The sequence below is a fragment of the Vibrio sp. MACH09 genome (genome assembly GCF_033238805.1).
GTDB lineage: Bacteria > Pseudomonadota > Gammaproteobacteria > Enterobacterales > Vibrionaceae > Vibrio.
In genome coordinates this window covers 3,000,488-3,013,636 of sequence record NZ_BSFZ01000001.1, presented here as the reverse complement: position 1 = coordinate 3,013,636, position 13,149 = coordinate 3,000,488, and the positions used below count along the sequence as shown (strand labels likewise).

The 13,149-nt window shown below is 44.5% G+C and carries 22 protein-coding genes; all 22 read left to right on the top strand.

The features are described from left to right. Positions 1 to 13: 13 nt before the first annotated feature. The 22 genes from tusB to rplF all read left to right on the top strand — a co-directional run bounded on the left by tusB (position 14) and on the right by rplF (position 13,140). Entirely contained in the window at positions 14 to 295 is a 282-nt protein-coding gene (gene tusB / locus CHJ_RS13540) for a sulfurtransferase complex subunit TusB (protein WP_317917915.1), read from the top strand. A 203-nt stretch (positions 296 to 498) separates the two neighbouring features. Next, positions 499 to 873, top strand: coding sequence for a 30S ribosomal protein S12 (gene rpsL / locus CHJ_RS13535; protein ID WP_004399892.1), 375 nt, complete (start codon positions 499 to 501; stop codon positions 871 to 873). 112 nt (positions 874 to 985) lie between these two features. Further along, the gene (gene rpsG / locus CHJ_RS13530; RefSeq protein ID WP_045957025.1) at positions 986 to 1,456 is read left to right on the top strand and encodes a 30S ribosomal protein S7; all 471 of its coding nucleotides are present in this window, start codon (positions 986 to 988) and stop codon (positions 1,454 to 1,456) included. A gap of 150 nt (positions 1,457 to 1,606) precedes the next feature. Then, positions 1,607 to 3,703 (top strand): elongation factor G, encoded by a 2,097-nt coding sequence (gene fusA, locus CHJ_RS13525; RefSeq protein ID WP_171752719.1) that lies wholly within the window; start codon positions 1,607 to 1,609, stop codon positions 3,701 to 3,703. Between the two features lie 143 nt (positions 3,704 to 3,846). Then, positions 3,847 to 5,031 carry an elongation factor Tu gene (gene tuf / locus CHJ_RS13520; RefSeq protein WP_317917914.1) on the top strand — a complete coding sequence of 395 codons (1,185 nt, stop codon included), beginning with the start codon at positions 3,847 to 3,849 and terminating at the stop codon, positions 5,029 to 5,031. Between the two features lie 447 nt (positions 5,032 to 5,478). Then, positions 5,479 to 5,790 carry a 30S ribosomal protein S10 gene (gene rpsJ / locus CHJ_RS13515; RefSeq protein WP_031495630.1) on the top strand — a complete coding sequence of 104 codons (312 nt, stop codon included), beginning with the start codon at positions 5,479 to 5,481 and terminating at the stop codon, positions 5,788 to 5,790. 14 nt (positions 5,791 to 5,804) lie between these two features. Next, positions 5,805 to 6,434 carry a 50S ribosomal protein L3 gene (rplC, locus tag CHJ_RS13510; RefSeq protein WP_171754167.1) on the top strand — a complete coding sequence of 210 codons (630 nt, stop codon included), beginning with the start codon at positions 5,805 to 5,807 and terminating at the stop codon, positions 6,432 to 6,434. A 16-nt stretch (positions 6,435 to 6,450) separates the two neighbouring features. Continuing rightward, positions 6,451 to 7,053, top strand: a complete 603-nt coding sequence (gene rplD, locus CHJ_RS13505) for a 50S ribosomal protein L4 (protein WP_171754168.1) — start codon at positions 6,451 to 6,453, stop codon at positions 7,051 to 7,053. Then, positions 7,050 to 7,352, top strand: coding sequence for a 50S ribosomal protein L23 (rplW, locus tag CHJ_RS13500; protein WP_171754169.1), 303 nt, complete (start codon positions 7,050 to 7,052; stop codon positions 7,350 to 7,352). Before rplD ends, rplW begins: the two co-directional genes overlap by 4 nt. Before the next feature lie 15 nt (positions 7,353 to 7,367). Then, positions 7,368 to 8,192 carry a 50S ribosomal protein L2 gene (gene rplB / locus CHJ_RS13495; RefSeq protein ID WP_171754170.1) on the top strand — a complete coding sequence of 275 codons (825 nt, stop codon included), beginning with the start codon at positions 7,368 to 7,370 and terminating at the stop codon, positions 8,190 to 8,192. Positions 8,193 to 8,211: 19 nt separating this feature from the next. Beyond that, entirely contained in the window at positions 8,212 to 8,490 is a 279-nt protein-coding gene (gene rpsS / locus CHJ_RS13490) for a 30S ribosomal protein S19 (protein WP_001138114.1), read from the top strand. A 10-nt stretch (positions 8,491 to 8,500) separates the two neighbouring features. After that, on the top strand, positions 8,501 to 8,833 hold the full coding sequence (gene rplV / locus CHJ_RS13485; protein WP_026026743.1) for a 50S ribosomal protein L22: 333 nt from the start codon (positions 8,501 to 8,503) through the stop codon (positions 8,831 to 8,833). Positions 8,834 to 8,851: 18 nt separating this feature from the next. Next, positions 8,852 to 9,550 (top strand): 30S ribosomal protein S3, encoded by a 699-nt coding sequence (rpsC, locus tag CHJ_RS13480; protein ID WP_023402469.1) that lies wholly within the window; start codon positions 8,852 to 8,854, stop codon positions 9,548 to 9,550. An 11-nt stretch (positions 9,551 to 9,561) separates the two neighbouring features. Beyond that, on the top strand, positions 9,562 to 9,972 hold the full coding sequence (gene rplP / locus CHJ_RS13475) for a 50S ribosomal protein L16 (RefSeq protein ID WP_084888990.1): 411 nt from the start codon (positions 9,562 to 9,564) through the stop codon (positions 9,970 to 9,972). After that, positions 9,972 to 10,163, top strand: a complete 192-nt coding sequence (rpmC, locus tag CHJ_RS13470) for a 50S ribosomal protein L29 (RefSeq protein ID WP_021019650.1) — start codon at positions 9,972 to 9,974, stop codon at positions 10,161 to 10,163. The genes rplP and rpmC overlap by 1 nt, the downstream gene beginning before the upstream one ends. Continuing rightward, the gene (rpsQ, locus tag CHJ_RS13465) at positions 10,163 to 10,417 is read left to right on the top strand and encodes a 30S ribosomal protein S17 (protein WP_171754171.1); all 255 of its coding nucleotides are present in this window, start codon (positions 10,163 to 10,165) and stop codon (positions 10,415 to 10,417) included. The genes rpmC and rpsQ overlap by 1 nt, the downstream gene beginning before the upstream one ends. Positions 10,418 to 10,585: 168 nt before the next feature. Further along, positions 10,586 to 10,957 carry a 50S ribosomal protein L14 gene (gene rplN / locus CHJ_RS13460; protein ID WP_017029093.1) on the top strand — a complete coding sequence of 124 codons (372 nt, stop codon included), beginning with the start codon at positions 10,586 to 10,588 and terminating at the stop codon, positions 10,955 to 10,957. 13 nt (positions 10,958 to 10,970) lie between these two features. After that, complete coding sequence (gene rplX / locus CHJ_RS13455) at positions 10,971 to 11,288, top strand: 50S ribosomal protein L24 (RefSeq protein WP_171754172.1); 318 nt, start codon at positions 10,971 to 10,973, stop codon at positions 11,286 to 11,288. A gap of 23 nt (positions 11,289 to 11,311) precedes the next feature. Continuing rightward, positions 11,312 to 11,851, top strand: coding sequence for a 50S ribosomal protein L5 (rplE, locus tag CHJ_RS13450; protein ID WP_317917913.1), 540 nt, complete (start codon positions 11,312 to 11,314; stop codon positions 11,849 to 11,851). Between the two features lie 17 nt (positions 11,852 to 11,868). Beyond that, positions 11,869 to 12,174 carry a 30S ribosomal protein S14 gene (gene rpsN, locus CHJ_RS13445; RefSeq protein WP_038228838.1) on the top strand — a complete coding sequence of 102 codons (306 nt, stop codon included), beginning with the start codon at positions 11,869 to 11,871 and terminating at the stop codon, positions 12,172 to 12,174. Positions 12,175 to 12,203: 29 nt separating this feature from the next. Next, positions 12,204 to 12,596 carry a 30S ribosomal protein S8 gene (rpsH, locus tag CHJ_RS13440; protein WP_171754174.1) on the top strand — a complete coding sequence of 131 codons (393 nt, stop codon included), beginning with the start codon at positions 12,204 to 12,206 and terminating at the stop codon, positions 12,594 to 12,596. Between the two features lie 10 nt (positions 12,597 to 12,606). After that, positions 12,607 to 13,140, top strand: coding sequence for a 50S ribosomal protein L6 (gene rplF / locus CHJ_RS13435; protein WP_171754175.1), 534 nt, complete (start codon positions 12,607 to 12,609; stop codon positions 13,138 to 13,140). Positions 13,141 to 13,149: the final 9 nt, after the last annotated feature.

The following is a 13,149-nucleotide window of genomic DNA, read 5'->3' as shown; positions in this document are numbered from 1 at the left end:
TACGAGCGTCACTATGTTACATATTGTTAAACAGCACCGACACCTCTCTGATGTACTCATGTATTTATACCAAGGTGATGCCATTTTGTTGCTGGAAGATGCAGTATATGCCGCATTACCAACACATAAAGCACATTCATTAATGGCAAAGGCAAAGTGTAAGCAGTTCGTGTTAGCAGAAGACGCAAATGCCCGTGGTTTAATGTTGAGCAATGACAGTAAAATCATGGTGATTGATTTTGCTGGTTTTGTTGAATTAACAGTAGAACACAGCCAATCTCTCACCTGGGATTAACCGCTACGGTGACATTATCGTTATCCGCTTCCCTAGCCTGAATAAGAAATAGACGACACACTCTGATCCTAGTGTACGTTTTTGATCCGAAATACCTTGACACACCTCTCATCCATGAATAGAATTTTGCGTCCCTAATTGTACTATGTACATTCGGGATAGATTTTTCACAAAGCAAATTTTCAGCAATCAGGAGCTAGTTAATGGCAACTATTAACCAGTTGGTACGTAAGCCTCGTGCAAAGCAAGTTGTTAAAAGCAACGTGCCAGCACTAGAAGCGTGCCCACAAAAACGTGGTGTATGTACTCGTGTTTACACAACTACACCTAAAAAACCTAACTCAGCACTTCGTAAAGTTTGTCGTGTACGTTTGACAAACGGTTTTGAAGTGACTTCGTACATCGGCGGTGAAGGTCACAACCTTCAAGAGCACTCAGTTGTTCTAATCCGTGGTGGTCGTGTTAAAGACCTTCCAGGTGTGCGTTACCACACAGTACGTGGTGCACTTGACTGTGCAGGCGTAAATGACCGTAAGCAAGGTCGTTCTAAGTACGGTGTTAAACGACCTAAGTCTTAATGTTTCTCTGTTTTAAAGCAAAGCGTTAAGTAAGGCCAAACATTAATTATTTATATTTTTGAAAAAACTGAAAAGTTTTGGATAACCTGAAGAAGACAACGGAGAAATTCCTATGCCACGTCGTCGCGTAATTGGTCAGCGTAAGATCCTACCAGATCCTAAATTCAAATCTGAATTGCTGGCAAAATTCGTCAACATCCTTATGGTTGACGGAAAGAAATCTACTGCAGAAAAAATTGTTTACACTGCACTAGACACTATGGCTGAGAAATCTGGTAAAGATCACTTAGCTGTATTTGAAGAAGCTCTTGAAAATGTTCGTCCAGCGGTAGAAGTTAAATCTCGCCGTGTGGGTGGTTCAACTTACCAAGTACCTGTAGAAGTTCGTCCGGTTCGCCGTAACGCTCTTGCTATGCGTTGGTTGGTTGAAGCTGCGCGTAAGCGTGGTGAAAAATCTATGGCTCAACGCCTAGCTGCTGAAATGCTAGACGCGTCTGAGAACAAAGGTACTGCGGTTAAGAAACGTGAAGACGTTCACCGCATGGCTGACGCTAACAAAGCGTTCGCACATTACCGTTGGTAATACCTTTATAGTGCTGCGGGGATCCCTGCAGCACTTCTTTAGTTCCTATGCATATGCTAGGAACTATTGCTATATCTAGGGGTTTGATTTTTTAGTCATCATTTAGACATAGCAATAGTCCCTAAGTCTCTAAGTAAAGAGGATTCAATCGTGGCTCGTAAAACTCCTATTGAGCGCTACCGTAATATCGGTATCGTTGCTCACGTAGATGCCGGCAAAACTACCACAAGTGAACGTATTCTGTTCTACACTGGCCTTTCTCACAAAATTGGCGAAGTTCACGATGGTGCCGCTACCATGGACTGGATGGAGCAAGAACAAGAACGTGGTATCACGATTACATCGGCTGCAACTACGACTTTTTGGCGTGGTATGGAAGCGCAGTACTCTGACCACCGCATCAATATTATCGATACTCCTGGACACGTAGATTTCACTATCGAAGTGGAACGTTCTCTCCGTGTTCTTGATGGTGCTGTTGTTGTGTTCTGTGGTGCTTCAGGTGTTGAACCTCAGTCTGAAACAGTTTGGCGTCAAGCTGATAAGTATGGTGTTCCCCGTATGGTTTTCGTTAATAAAATGGACCGTACAGGCGCTGACTTCCTACGTGTTGTAGACCAGATTAAAGATCGTCTTGGTGCAAACCCAGTTCCAATCCAATTAAACATTGGTGCCGAAGATGAGTTTAAAGGTGTTGTTGACCTTATCAAGATGAAAGCAATTAACTGGAATGAAGCCGATCAAGGCATGACCTTCACTTATGAAGACATTCCAGCTGACATGCAAGAAATGGCGGAAGAGTACCGCACTGAACTTGTTGAAGCTGCCGCGGAAGCAAGTGAAGAGTTGATGGATAAGTACCTTGAAGAAGGTGAGCTAACAGAAGCTGAAATCAAACAAGGTCTTCGTACTCGTACCCTTAACAACGAAATCGTACTGGCAACTTGTGGCAGTGCTTTTAAAAACAAAGGTGTACAAGCCGTTCTTGATGCTGTGGTTGAGTTTCTTCCTTCTCCGGTCGATGTTCCTGCTATTAAAGGCATCGATGAGAATGAGAATGAAATCGAACGTCATGCCGATGACAAAGAACCGTTTTCAGCGTTAGCATTTAAAATTGCTACCGACCCATTTGTGGGTACGTTAACTTTCATTCGAGTTTATTCTGGCATTGTTGAAAGTGGTAAAACCGCTTATAACTCTGTTAAAAAGCAGCGTGAACGTCTGGGGCGCATTGTGCAAATGCACTCGAATAAGCGTGAAGAAGTGAAAGAAGTTCGGGCTGGTGACATCGCCGCTATTATCGGCTTAAAAGAGGTCACTACCGGTGAAACACTGTGCGATCAGAACCATAAAATTGTTCTTGAACGAATGGAGTTCCCAGACCCAGTTATTCAGATCGTTGTAGAGCCTAGCTCTCAAGCTGATCAAGATAAAATGACGATTGCACTAGGTAAACTAGCAGCAGAAGACCCATCGTTCCGTGTCGATATGGACGAAGAAACAGGCCAAACCCTGATTTCTGGTATGGGTGAACTGCACTTAGATATTATTGTCGATCGTATGAAACGCGAGTTTAGCGTTAACTGCAACGTCGGTAACCCGCAAGTGGCTTACCGTGAAACGATTCGTGGAACCGCTAAAGCGGAAGGTAAATTTATCCGCGAGCATGGTGGTAAAGGTCAATACGGTCATGTATGGCTGAAACTTGAACCATCAGAAGTTGGCGAAGGTTTTGTCTTCGTTAATGAAATTGCAGATGGTGTGGTACCAAAAGAGTTCATCGGTTCTGTCGCGAAAGGCGTTGAAGAGCAGATGAACAATGGTGTGCTTGCTGGTTATCCGGTTCTGGATATCAAAGCGACATTATATGATGGTTCATACCATGAAGTAGATTCAAGTGAGATGGCGTTTGTAATCGCTGCCTCTATGGCTTTCAGAACAGGTGCACTAGAAGCGCAACCTGTTTTGCTTGAGCCTATGATGAAAGTTGAAGTAACTACTCCAGAAGACTGGATGGGTGATGTTGTCGGTGATATTAACCGTCGTCGTGGCATCATCGAAGGTATGGACGAGGGGACAGCTGGCCTGAAGATAATTCGTGCACAAGTTCCGTTGTCTGTCATGTTCGGTTACGCAACTGATTTACGTTCTGCGACACAAGGTCGTGCTTCTTACTCAATGGAGTTTAGTGAGTACGCTGAAGTGCCGAAAAATGTAGCAAATGCCATCATTGCAGAGCGTGGTTAAAAAACGGGGCACATTTTTCTTCTTTTTTGGAAGAACAATGAGTTCAAATATTGCGCTAACGCGTGTTGGCGCATAAAATAGCAAATTCTGGCGCGCTTCGGAGCTTATTCCGATGCGAATCATAACTAGAAAGGAACACGATCGTGTCTAAAGAAAAATTTGAACGTACGAAACCGCACGTAAACGTTGGTACTATCGGCCACGTTGACCACGGTAAAACAACTCTAACTGCTGCTATCTGTACTACTCTTTCAAAAGTGTACGGCGGTGAAGCGAAAGACTTCGCATCAATCGATAACGCTCCAGAAGAGCGTGAGCGCGGTATCACAATCGCAACTTCACACGTTGAGTACGATACTCCATCACGTCACTACGCACACGTAGACTGCCCAGGACACGCCGATTATGTTAAAAACATGATCACAGGTGCTGCGCAAATGGACGGTGGTATCCTAGTAGTAGCTGCGACTGATGGCCCAATGCCTCAAACTCGTGAGCACATCCTACTTGGCCGTCAGGTTGGTATCCCTTACATCATCGTATTCATGAACAAATGTGACATGGTTGATGATGAAGAACTACTAGAACTAGTAGAAATGGAAGTTCGTGAACTTCTTTCTGAATATGAATTCCCAGGTGATGACCTACCAGTAATCCAAGGTTCAGCTCTTGGCGCACTAAACGGCGAAAAAGAGTGGGAAGACAAGATTGTTGAACTAGCAGAAGCGCTAGATTCATACATCCCAGAGCCAGAGCGTGCAGTAGACCAACCGTTCCTACTACCAATTGAAGATGTATTCTCAATTCAAGGTCGTGGTACTGTTGTAACTGGTCGTATCGAGCGCGGTATCCTAAACGTAGGTGACGAAGTTGCTATCGTAGGTATCAAAGAAACTACCACTACTACTTGTACTGGTGTTGAAATGTTCCGTAAGCTTCTTGACGAAGGTCGTGCTGGTGAGAACGTTGGTGCACTACTACGTGGTACTAAGCGTGAAGACGTTGAGCGTGGTCAAGTATTGGCAGCTCCTGGTTCAATCACTCCGCACACTAAGTTTGAGTCAGAAGTTTATGTTCTGTCTAAAGACGAAGGTGGACGTCACACTCCATTCTTCAAAGGTTACCGTCCACAGTTCTACTTCCGTACAACTGACGTAACAGGCGACATCACTCTACCTGAAGGCGTAGAAATGGTAATGCCAGGTGACAACATCCAAATGACTGTTGAACTAATCGCTCCAATCGCGATGGATGAAGGTCTACGCTTCGCAATCCGTGAAGGTGGCCGTACAGTTGGTGCTGGTGTTGTTGCTAAAATCTTCGCTTAATTGCTAAAGATTTTGCGATAAATCGCATTGATAAAAAAGGAAGCTTCGGCTTCCTTTTTTATTGCTAGTACTACACAATCTCACGATTCCAAACTCTCCATTTTTTCTGAAAACCTTTAAATACCCTCCTTTTTGATTATTTTACCTCCATCCCTTGCATCCGGTTTTGTGATCTGTATAATACCGCGCACTGGCTTAAGTCAGTTGTGAACCAATGAGCACTGAGGAGTAGCACTTTCTTTAAATAGAAAGCGTCTAGTAACGTATACTCAGCTTATGTTCGCAGTTAATAAAATATTGACCTTAGAGTTAATTCAAATTTAGCTGACAACGCTTCCTAATTTTGGAGGCTACGGTTTCACATGAATCAATCGGCATTCCCCTATGTTATTAGGAGTGAGTGGCGATATTGTTTGTGTAATTTATTTATTATTGGAGCTCTGTCTCATGCAGAACCAACGTATTCGTATCCGTCTTAAAGCATTCGATTATAAACTAATCGATCAGTCAACAGCGGAAATCGTAGAAACAGCAAAACGTACCGGTGCACAGGTTCGTGGTCCTATTCCACTACCAACGCGTAAAGAACGTTTCACTGTTCTTATCTCTCCTCACGTAAACAAAGACGCACGTGATCAGTACGAAATTCGTACTCACAAGCGTTTGATCGACATCGTAGAACCAACTGACAAGACTGTAGATGCTCTAATGCGTCTAGACCTTGCTGCTGGTGTTGATGTTCAAATCAGCTTAGGTTAAGGGAGATTAGAAGAATGATTGGTCTAGTCGGACGTAAAGTGGGTATGACCCGCGTATTTACCGAAGAAGGCGTTTCTATCCCAGTTACAGTTGTTGAAGTAGAAGCTAACCGCGTTGCTCAAGTTAAAACTCTTGAAAACGACGGCTATGCAGCAATTCAGGTAACTTCTGGTGCTAAGAAAGCTAACCGTGTAACTAAGTCAGAAGCAGGTCACTTTGCGAAAGCAGGTGTTGAAGCTGGCCGCGGTCTTTGGGAATTCCGTTTGGAAAACGGAGAAGAGTTTGAAATTGGCGCTGAGCTAAATGTAGAACTTTTCAATGAAATTAAAAAAGTAGACGTTACTGGTACATCTAAAGGTAAAGGCTTCCAAGGCGCAATTAAGCGTTGGAATTTCTCTACTCAAGATATGACTCACGGTAACTCTTTGTCTCACCGTGCACCGGGTTCAATTGGCCAATGTCAAACTCCAGGTCGCGTGTTTAAAGGCAAGAAAATGGCAGGTCACATGGGTGCTGAGCGTGTTACGACTCAAAACCTTGAGATCGTACGTGTTGACGCTGAGCGCAATCTGCTTCTTATTAAAGGTGCAGTACCAGGCTCAACAGGTGGCAACGTGATCGTAAAACCAGCTGTTAAAGCATAACGTCTAGGAGTAAGTAATGGAATTGATAGTTAAAGGTGCTGATGCGCTAACTGTTTCCGAAACTACCTTCGGACGTGAGTTTAACGAAGCTCTTGTACATCAAGTAGTTGTTGCTTTTGCAGCAGGTGCTCGTCAAGGTACTCGTGCTCAAAAAACTCGTTCTGAAGTATCTGGCGGCGGTGCTAAGCCTTGGCGTCAAAAAGGTACTGGCCGTGCGCGTGCTGGTACAATTCGTAGCCCAATCTGGCGTACAGGTGGTGTTACTTTTGCTGCGAAACCACAGGATCACAGCCAAAAAGTTAACAAAAAAATGTATCGCGGTGCTATGAAAAGCATTCTTTCTGAGCTAGTTCGTCAAGAGCGTTTAATCGTTGTTGATAACTTCTCTGTAGAAGCACCAAAAACTAAAGAGCTAGTAGCTAAGCTTAAAGAACTTGAGCTTAATGATGTTCTAATCGTAACTGGCGAAGTAGATGAAAATCTATTCTTAGCTGCTCGTAACCTTTATAAAGTTGATGCTCGTGACGTTGCTGCGATTGATCCAGTAAGTCTGATTGCATTTGACAAGGTTCTAATAACTGCTGATGCAGTTAAGCAAGTTGAGGAGATGCTGGCATGATCACTGAAGAGCGTCTACTAAAAGTTCTACGTGCTCCACATATCTCTGAAAAAGCAACTATGGCTGCAGAGAAAGCGAACACTATCGTTTTCAAAGTAGCAAAAGATGCAACTAAAAAAGAGATCAAAGCAGCTGTAGAAAAGCTATTTGAAGTTGAAGTTAAGTCTGTAAATACTCTTGTTCTTAAGGGTAAGACCAAACGTCAAGGTCAACGTGAAGGCCGTCGTTCAGACGTGAAAAAAGCCTACGTTACTTTGAAAGAAGGTCAGGATCTTGACTTCGTTGGCGGTGCGGAATAACAGGAGTAGTTCATAATGGCTATTGTTAAATGTAAGCCGACTTCCCCTGGTCGTCGTCACGTAGTTAAAGTTGTTAACGCTGACCTACATAAGGGTAAGCCATACGCTCCACTTTTAGAGAAAAACTCTAAAAATGGCGGTCGTAACAACAACGGTCGTATCACAGTACGTCACATCGGTGGTGGTCATAAACATCATTACCGTTTGATTGATTTCAAACGTACTAAAGACGGTATCCCAGCGAAAGTTGAGCGTCTAGAATACGATCCAAACCGTAGCGCAAATATTGCTCTAGTTCTGTACGCAGACGGTGAGCGTCGCTACATCATTGCACCAAAAGGCATCCAAGCGGGTGACCAATTACAATCTGGTGTTGATGCGCCTATTAAAGCAGGTAACACTCTGCCAATGCGCAACATCCCAGTAGGTTCTACAGTTCACTGTGTTGAATTGAAACCTGGTAAAGGTGCACAAATTGCTCGTTCTGCAGGTGCATACGCACAAATCGTCGCTCGCGACGGTGCATATGTAACTCTACGCCTACGTTCTGGCGAGATGCGCAAAGTACTTTCTGAAGGTCGTGCAACGATCGGTGAAGTTGGTAACTCTGAGCACATGCTTCGTGAACTAGGTAAAGCTGGTGCTAGCCGCTGGCGTGGTGTTCGTCCAACCGTTCGCGGTGTGGTAATGAACCCAGTAGACCACCCACACGGTGGTGGTGAAGGCCGTACTTCTGGTGGTCGTCATCCAGTATCTCCTTGGGGTCAGCCTACTAAAGGCTTTAAGACTCGTAAGAACAAGCGCACTGACAAGTACATTGTACGTCGTCGTAATAAATAATCTATAAAGAGGAATCGCCATGCCACGTTCTCTCAAGAAAGGTCCTTTTATTGACCTACACTTGCTGAAGAAGGTAGAGAAAGCGGTGGAAAGCGGAGACAAAAAGCCTATTAAGACTTGGTCCCGTCGTTCAATGATCATCCCTACGATGATCGGTTTGACCATCGCTGTCCATAATGGTCGTCAGCACGTACCAGTATTTGTAACTGATGAAATGATCGGTCACAAACTGGGTGAATTTGCACCAACTCGTACTTATCGCGGCCACGCTGCTGATAAGAAAGCGAAAAAGAAATAAGGAGTAGATGATGGAAGCACTAGCTAAACATAACTTTGCTCGTATTTCGCCTCAAAAGGCTCGCTTAGTTGCAGACCAAATTCGCGGTAAATCTGTTGACCAAGCTCTAGAAATACTTACATTCAGCAACAAAAAAGCTGCTGTTTTAATTAAGAAAGTTCTTGAGTCAGCAATCGCAAATGCGGAACACAACGAAGGTGCAGACATTGACGATCTAAATGTCGCTAAAATCTTCGTAGATGAAGGCCCTATCATGAAGCGTATTATGCCTCGTGCTAAAGGTCGTGCGGATCGTATCTTGAAGCGTTCAAGCCACATCAGCATCGTTGTAGCTGATCGCTAGAGACTAGGAGAGTAAGCAATGGGTCAGAAAGTACATCCAAATGGTATTCGTCTTGGCATCGTTAAGCCTTGGAATGCTACATGGTTTGCTAATACCAAAGATTTCGCTGACAACCTAGACGGCGACTTCAAGGTACGTCAGTTCCTAACTAAGGAACTTTCAAAAGCGTCTCTTTCACGTATCGTTATCGAGCGTCCTGCTAAGAGTATTCGTGTGACTATTCACACTGCTCGTCCAGGCGTTGTTATCGGTAAGAAAGGTGAAGACGTTGAGAAGCTACGCACAGCTGTAGCTAAAATCGCAGGTGTACCAGCGCAGATTAACATCGCTGAAGTACGTAAGCCTGAGCTAGATGGTCAATTAGTGGCTGATAGCATCGCGTCTCAGCTAGAGCGTCGTGTTATGTTCCGTCGTGCTATGAAGCGCGCGGTACAAAATGCAATGCGCCTAGGTGCGAAGGGTATCAAGGTTGAAGTAAGCGGTCGTCTAGGCGGCGCTGAAATCGCGCGTACTGAATGGTACCGTGAAGGCCGTGTGCCACTACACACACTACGTGCTGATATCGATTACGCAACTTCTTCGGCTCACACCCAATACGGTGTGATCGGCATTAAAGTTTGGATTTTCAAAGGTGAAATTCTAGGCGGAATGCCAGCTGCTAACGCAGTAGAGCCAAAGGCTGACAAGCCTAAGAAGCAGCGTAAAGGCCGTAAATAAGGAGACGACTGATGTTACAACCTAAACGTACTAAGTTCCGTAAGGTTCAGACTGGTCGCAACCGCGGTCTAGCTAAAGGTACTGATGTAAGCTTCGGTACATTTGGTCTTAAAGCAGTTGGCCGTGGCCGTATTACTGCTCGTCAGATCGAAGCGGCACGTCGTGCGATGACGCGTCACGTTAAGCGTCAAGGTCAAATCTGGATTCGTATTTTTCCAGACAAACCTATCACTGAAAAACCACTTGAAGTTCGTCAAGGTAAAGGTAAGGGTAACGTAGAGTACTGGGTAGCCCAAATCCAACCTGGAAAAGTAATGTACGAAATGGATGGTGTACCTGAAGAGTTGGCACGTGAAGCGTTCCGCCTAGCGGCTCGTAAACTGCCAATCAAAACAACATTTGTAACTAAGCAGGTGATGTGATGAAAGCACAAGATCTACGCGAAAAAAGCGCTGAAGAGCTTAACGCAGAGCTATTGAATTTACTGCGCGAGCAGTTCAACTTGCGTATGCAAGCTGCAACTGGTCAGCTACAGCAAACTCATACTCTAAAAGCTGTACGTCGTGATATCGCACGTGTGAAAACTGTTTTGACTGAGAAGGCAGGCGCATAATGAGCGACAAAATCCGTACTATGCAAGGCCGTGTAGTTAGCGACAAGATGGATAAGTCTATCGTTGTAGCTATCGAGCGTATGGTGAAACACCCAATTTACGGCAAGTTCGTAAAGCGCACGACTAAACTACATGCACATGACGAAAACAACGAGTGTGGCCTAGGCGATACTGTTGAAATTCGTGAATGTCGTCCACTGTCTAAGACTAAGTCTTGGACTTTGGAAAAAGTTATCGAAAAAGCAAAAAGCTAATTTAGTTTTTTACTTATTCGTATAGCGAAAATGGCGGCTCCAAATTTTTTTTGGGGCCGCCTGTTTTTTGTCTACCCAATCACAAAAAAGGGTGGTACAATTCGCAGCCCTTATTAAAAGGCAGCCCGACCCGAGAGGGTCTATTTAATTAATTAGCGGAGCACTAACATGATCCAAATGCAAAGTACACTTGACGCGGCGGATAACTCTGGCGCGCGCAAGGTAATGTGTATTAAGGTTCTGGGTGGCTCACACCGCCGTTATGCACATATCGGTGACGTCATCAAAGTTACAGTGAAGGAAGCAATTCCTCGCGGTAAAGTAAAAAAAGGTGATGTTCTGAAGGCGGTAGTGGTGCGCACCCGTAAAGGCGTACGTCGCCCTGACGGTTCTGTCATTCGCTTCGACCGTAATGCTTGTGTGTTATTAAACGACACAACTGAGCAACCAGTCGGTACACGTATCTTTGGTCCAGTGACTCGTGAACTTCGCAACGCGAAATTCATGAAAATTGTCTCACTGGCTCCAGAAGTTCTGTAAGGAGCATCCAGAAATGGCAGCTAAAATCCGTCGTAATGACGAAGTAATCATTCTTGCCGGTAAAGACAAAGGCAAGAAAGGTAAAGTAACTAAGGTTCTAACTACTGGTAAAGTTATCGTTGAAGGAATCAACCTTGTTAAGAAACACCAAAAGCCGGTTCCGGCTCTAGGTCAACAAGGTGGCATCGTTGAACAAGAAGCAGCTATTGATGTTTCTAACGTTGCAATCTTTAACGCTACAACTGGTAAAGCAGACCGTATCGGTTTCCGTATTGAAGATGGTAAGAAAGTTCGTTTCTTTAAGTCTAATAACGAAATCGTTTCTAACTAATAGAAGTAATTTGGAGTTCTACTATGGCGAAACTGCATGATTACTACAAGTCGTCTGTAGTCGCTGAACTTGCCAAAGAGTTCGGCTATACAAGCGTCATGCAAGTCCCTAGGATTGATAAAATCACCCTAAACATGGGCGTTGGTGAAGCAATCAACGATAAGAAACTACTTGAGAACGCAGCCTCTGATATGGCGATCATTTCTGGTCAAAAGCCACTTATCACTAAAGCGCGTAAATCAGTTGCTGGTTTCAAAATTCGTGAAGGCTACCCAATTGGTTGTAAAGTAACCTTGCGTGGCGAGCGTATGTGGGATTTTCTAGAGCGTTTGATTAACATCGCTCTACCCCGAGTACGTGATTTCCGTGGTGTTAGCGCTAAGTCTTTTGACGGACGCGGTAACTTTAGCATGGGCGTTCGCGAGCAAATCATCTTTCCGGAAATCGACTACGATAAAGTCGATCGTGTGCGCGGTCTTGATATTACTATCACGACGTCTGCTGCAAACGATGAGGAAGGCCGAGCTCTGCTGGCTGCCTTTAACTTCCCATTCCGCAAATAAGGTGAAGGGTTACTGTTATGGCTAAACAATCAATGAAGGCACGTGAAGTAAAACGTGCAAAGCTAGTTGCTAAATTCGCTGAAAAGCGTTCAGCACTAAAAGCTATCATCAGCGATGTAAACGCATCTGAAGAAGATCGTTGGAATGCAGTTCTTAAATTGCAATCTCTTCCACGTGATTCAAGTGCATCTCGTCAGCGCAACCGTTGCAACCAAACTGGTCGTCCACACGGTTACCTACGTAAATTCGGTTTGAGTCGTATTAAGGTTCGTGAAGCTTGCATGAAAGGCGAGATTCCGGGACTTCGTAAGGCTAGCTGGTAATTGCCACTTAATCATTTGGAGTAAATATTATGAGCATGCAAGATCCGATTTCGGATATGCTGACCCGCATTCGTAACGGTCAATCAGCAAATAAAGTTGCTGTGAAAATGCCTTCTTCAAAGCTTAAAGTTGCGATTGCTACTTTGTTAAAAGCTGAAGGTTATATCGTTGACTTCGCTGTTGAAGGCGAAGCAAAACCAGAGCTAGAAGTTACTCTTAAGTACTTCCAAGCTAAACCTGTAATCGAGCAAATCCAACGTGTTTCACGTCCTGGTCTGCGTGTCTATAAGAACAAAGACTCGCTTCCATCAGTGATGGGTGGTTTGGGTATTGCTGTAGTGTCCACTTCCAAGGGTCTGATGTCAGACCGTGCTGCTCGTAAAGCAGGTCTTGGTGGTGAGATCATCTGCTACGTAGCGTAAGGAGTAGACTATGTCTCGTGTTGCTAAAGCACCTGTCGCTATTCCAGCTGGCGTAGAGGTGAAGCTTAACGGCCAAGAAGTCACTGTTAAAGGTGGCAAGGGTGAACTAACTCGCGTATTTAACGACGCTGTAGTTATCGCTCAGGAAGATAACAACTTAACTTTCGCTCCTGTGGAAGGTGTTGCTAAAGCTAATGCTCAAGCAGGTACTGCTCGTGCACTAGTGAACAACATGGTTGTTGGTGTTACACAAGGCTTTACGAAGAAGCTGACTCTTAAAGGTGTAGGTTACCGTGCTGCTGTTAAAGGCGCATCTGTTAACTTAACTCTTGGCTTCTCACACCCAGTAGAGCACGCTCTACCTGAAGGTGTTAAAGCAGAGTGTCCAAGCCAAACTGAAATTGTACTAACTGGTTGTGATAAGCAGCTTGTTGGTCAAGTAGCGGCTGACATTCGTTCTTACCGTGAGCCTGAGCCTTATAAAGGCAAAGGTGTTCGTTACGCAGATGAATATGTGCGTACTAAAGAAGCTAAGAAGAAGTAAGGTAACACT

Coding starts and splice junctions, on each gene's coding strand:
- tusB (WP_317917915.1), top strand. CDS start 14: ATGTTACATATTGTTAAACAGCACCGACACCTCTCTGATGTACTCATG.
- rpsL (WP_004399892.1), top strand. CDS start 499: ATGGCAACTATTAACCAGTTGGTACGTAAGCCTCGTGCAAAGCAAGTT.
- rpsG (WP_045957025.1), top strand. CDS start 986: ATGCCACGTCGTCGCGTAATTGGTCAGCGTAAGATCCTACCAGATCCT.
- rpsJ (WP_031495630.1), top strand. CDS start 5,479: ATGCAGAACCAACGTATTCGTATCCGTCTTAAAGCATTCGATTATAAA.
- rplC (WP_171754167.1), top strand. CDS start 5,805: ATGATTGGTCTAGTCGGACGTAAAGTGGGTATGACCCGCGTATTTACC.
- rplD (WP_171754168.1), top strand. CDS start 6,451: ATGGAATTGATAGTTAAAGGTGCTGATGCGCTAACTGTTTCCGAAACT.
- rplW (WP_171754169.1), top strand. CDS start 7,050: ATGATCACTGAAGAGCGTCTACTAAAAGTTCTACGTGCTCCACATATC.
- rplB (WP_171754170.1), top strand. CDS start 7,368: ATGGCTATTGTTAAATGTAAGCCGACTTCCCCTGGTCGTCGTCACGTA.
- rpsS (WP_001138114.1), top strand. CDS start 8,212: ATGCCACGTTCTCTCAAGAAAGGTCCTTTTATTGACCTACACTTGCTG.
- rplV (WP_026026743.1), top strand. CDS start 8,501: ATGGAAGCACTAGCTAAACATAACTTTGCTCGTATTTCGCCTCAAAAG.
- rpsC (WP_023402469.1), top strand. CDS start 8,852: ATGGGTCAGAAAGTACATCCAAATGGTATTCGTCTTGGCATCGTTAAG.
- rplP (WP_084888990.1), top strand. CDS start 9,562: ATGTTACAACCTAAACGTACTAAGTTCCGTAAGGTTCAGACTGGTCGC.
- rpmC (WP_021019650.1), top strand. CDS start 9,972: ATGAAAGCACAAGATCTACGCGAAAAAAGCGCTGAAGAGCTTAACGCA.
- rpsQ (WP_171754171.1), top strand. CDS start 10,163: ATGAGCGACAAAATCCGTACTATGCAAGGCCGTGTAGTTAGCGACAAG.
- rplN (WP_017029093.1), top strand. CDS start 10,586: ATGATCCAAATGCAAAGTACACTTGACGCGGCGGATAACTCTGGCGCG.
- rplX (WP_171754172.1), top strand. CDS start 10,971: ATGGCAGCTAAAATCCGTCGTAATGACGAAGTAATCATTCTTGCCGGT.
- rplE (WP_317917913.1), top strand. CDS start 11,312: ATGGCGAAACTGCATGATTACTACAAGTCGTCTGTAGTCGCTGAACTT.
- rpsN (WP_038228838.1), top strand. CDS start 11,869: ATGGCTAAACAATCAATGAAGGCACGTGAAGTAAAACGTGCAAAGCTA.
- rpsH (WP_171754174.1), top strand. CDS start 12,204: ATGAGCATGCAAGATCCGATTTCGGATATGCTGACCCGCATTCGTAAC.
- rplF (WP_171754175.1), top strand. CDS start 12,607: ATGTCTCGTGTTGCTAAAGCACCTGTCGCTATTCCAGCTGGCGTAGAG.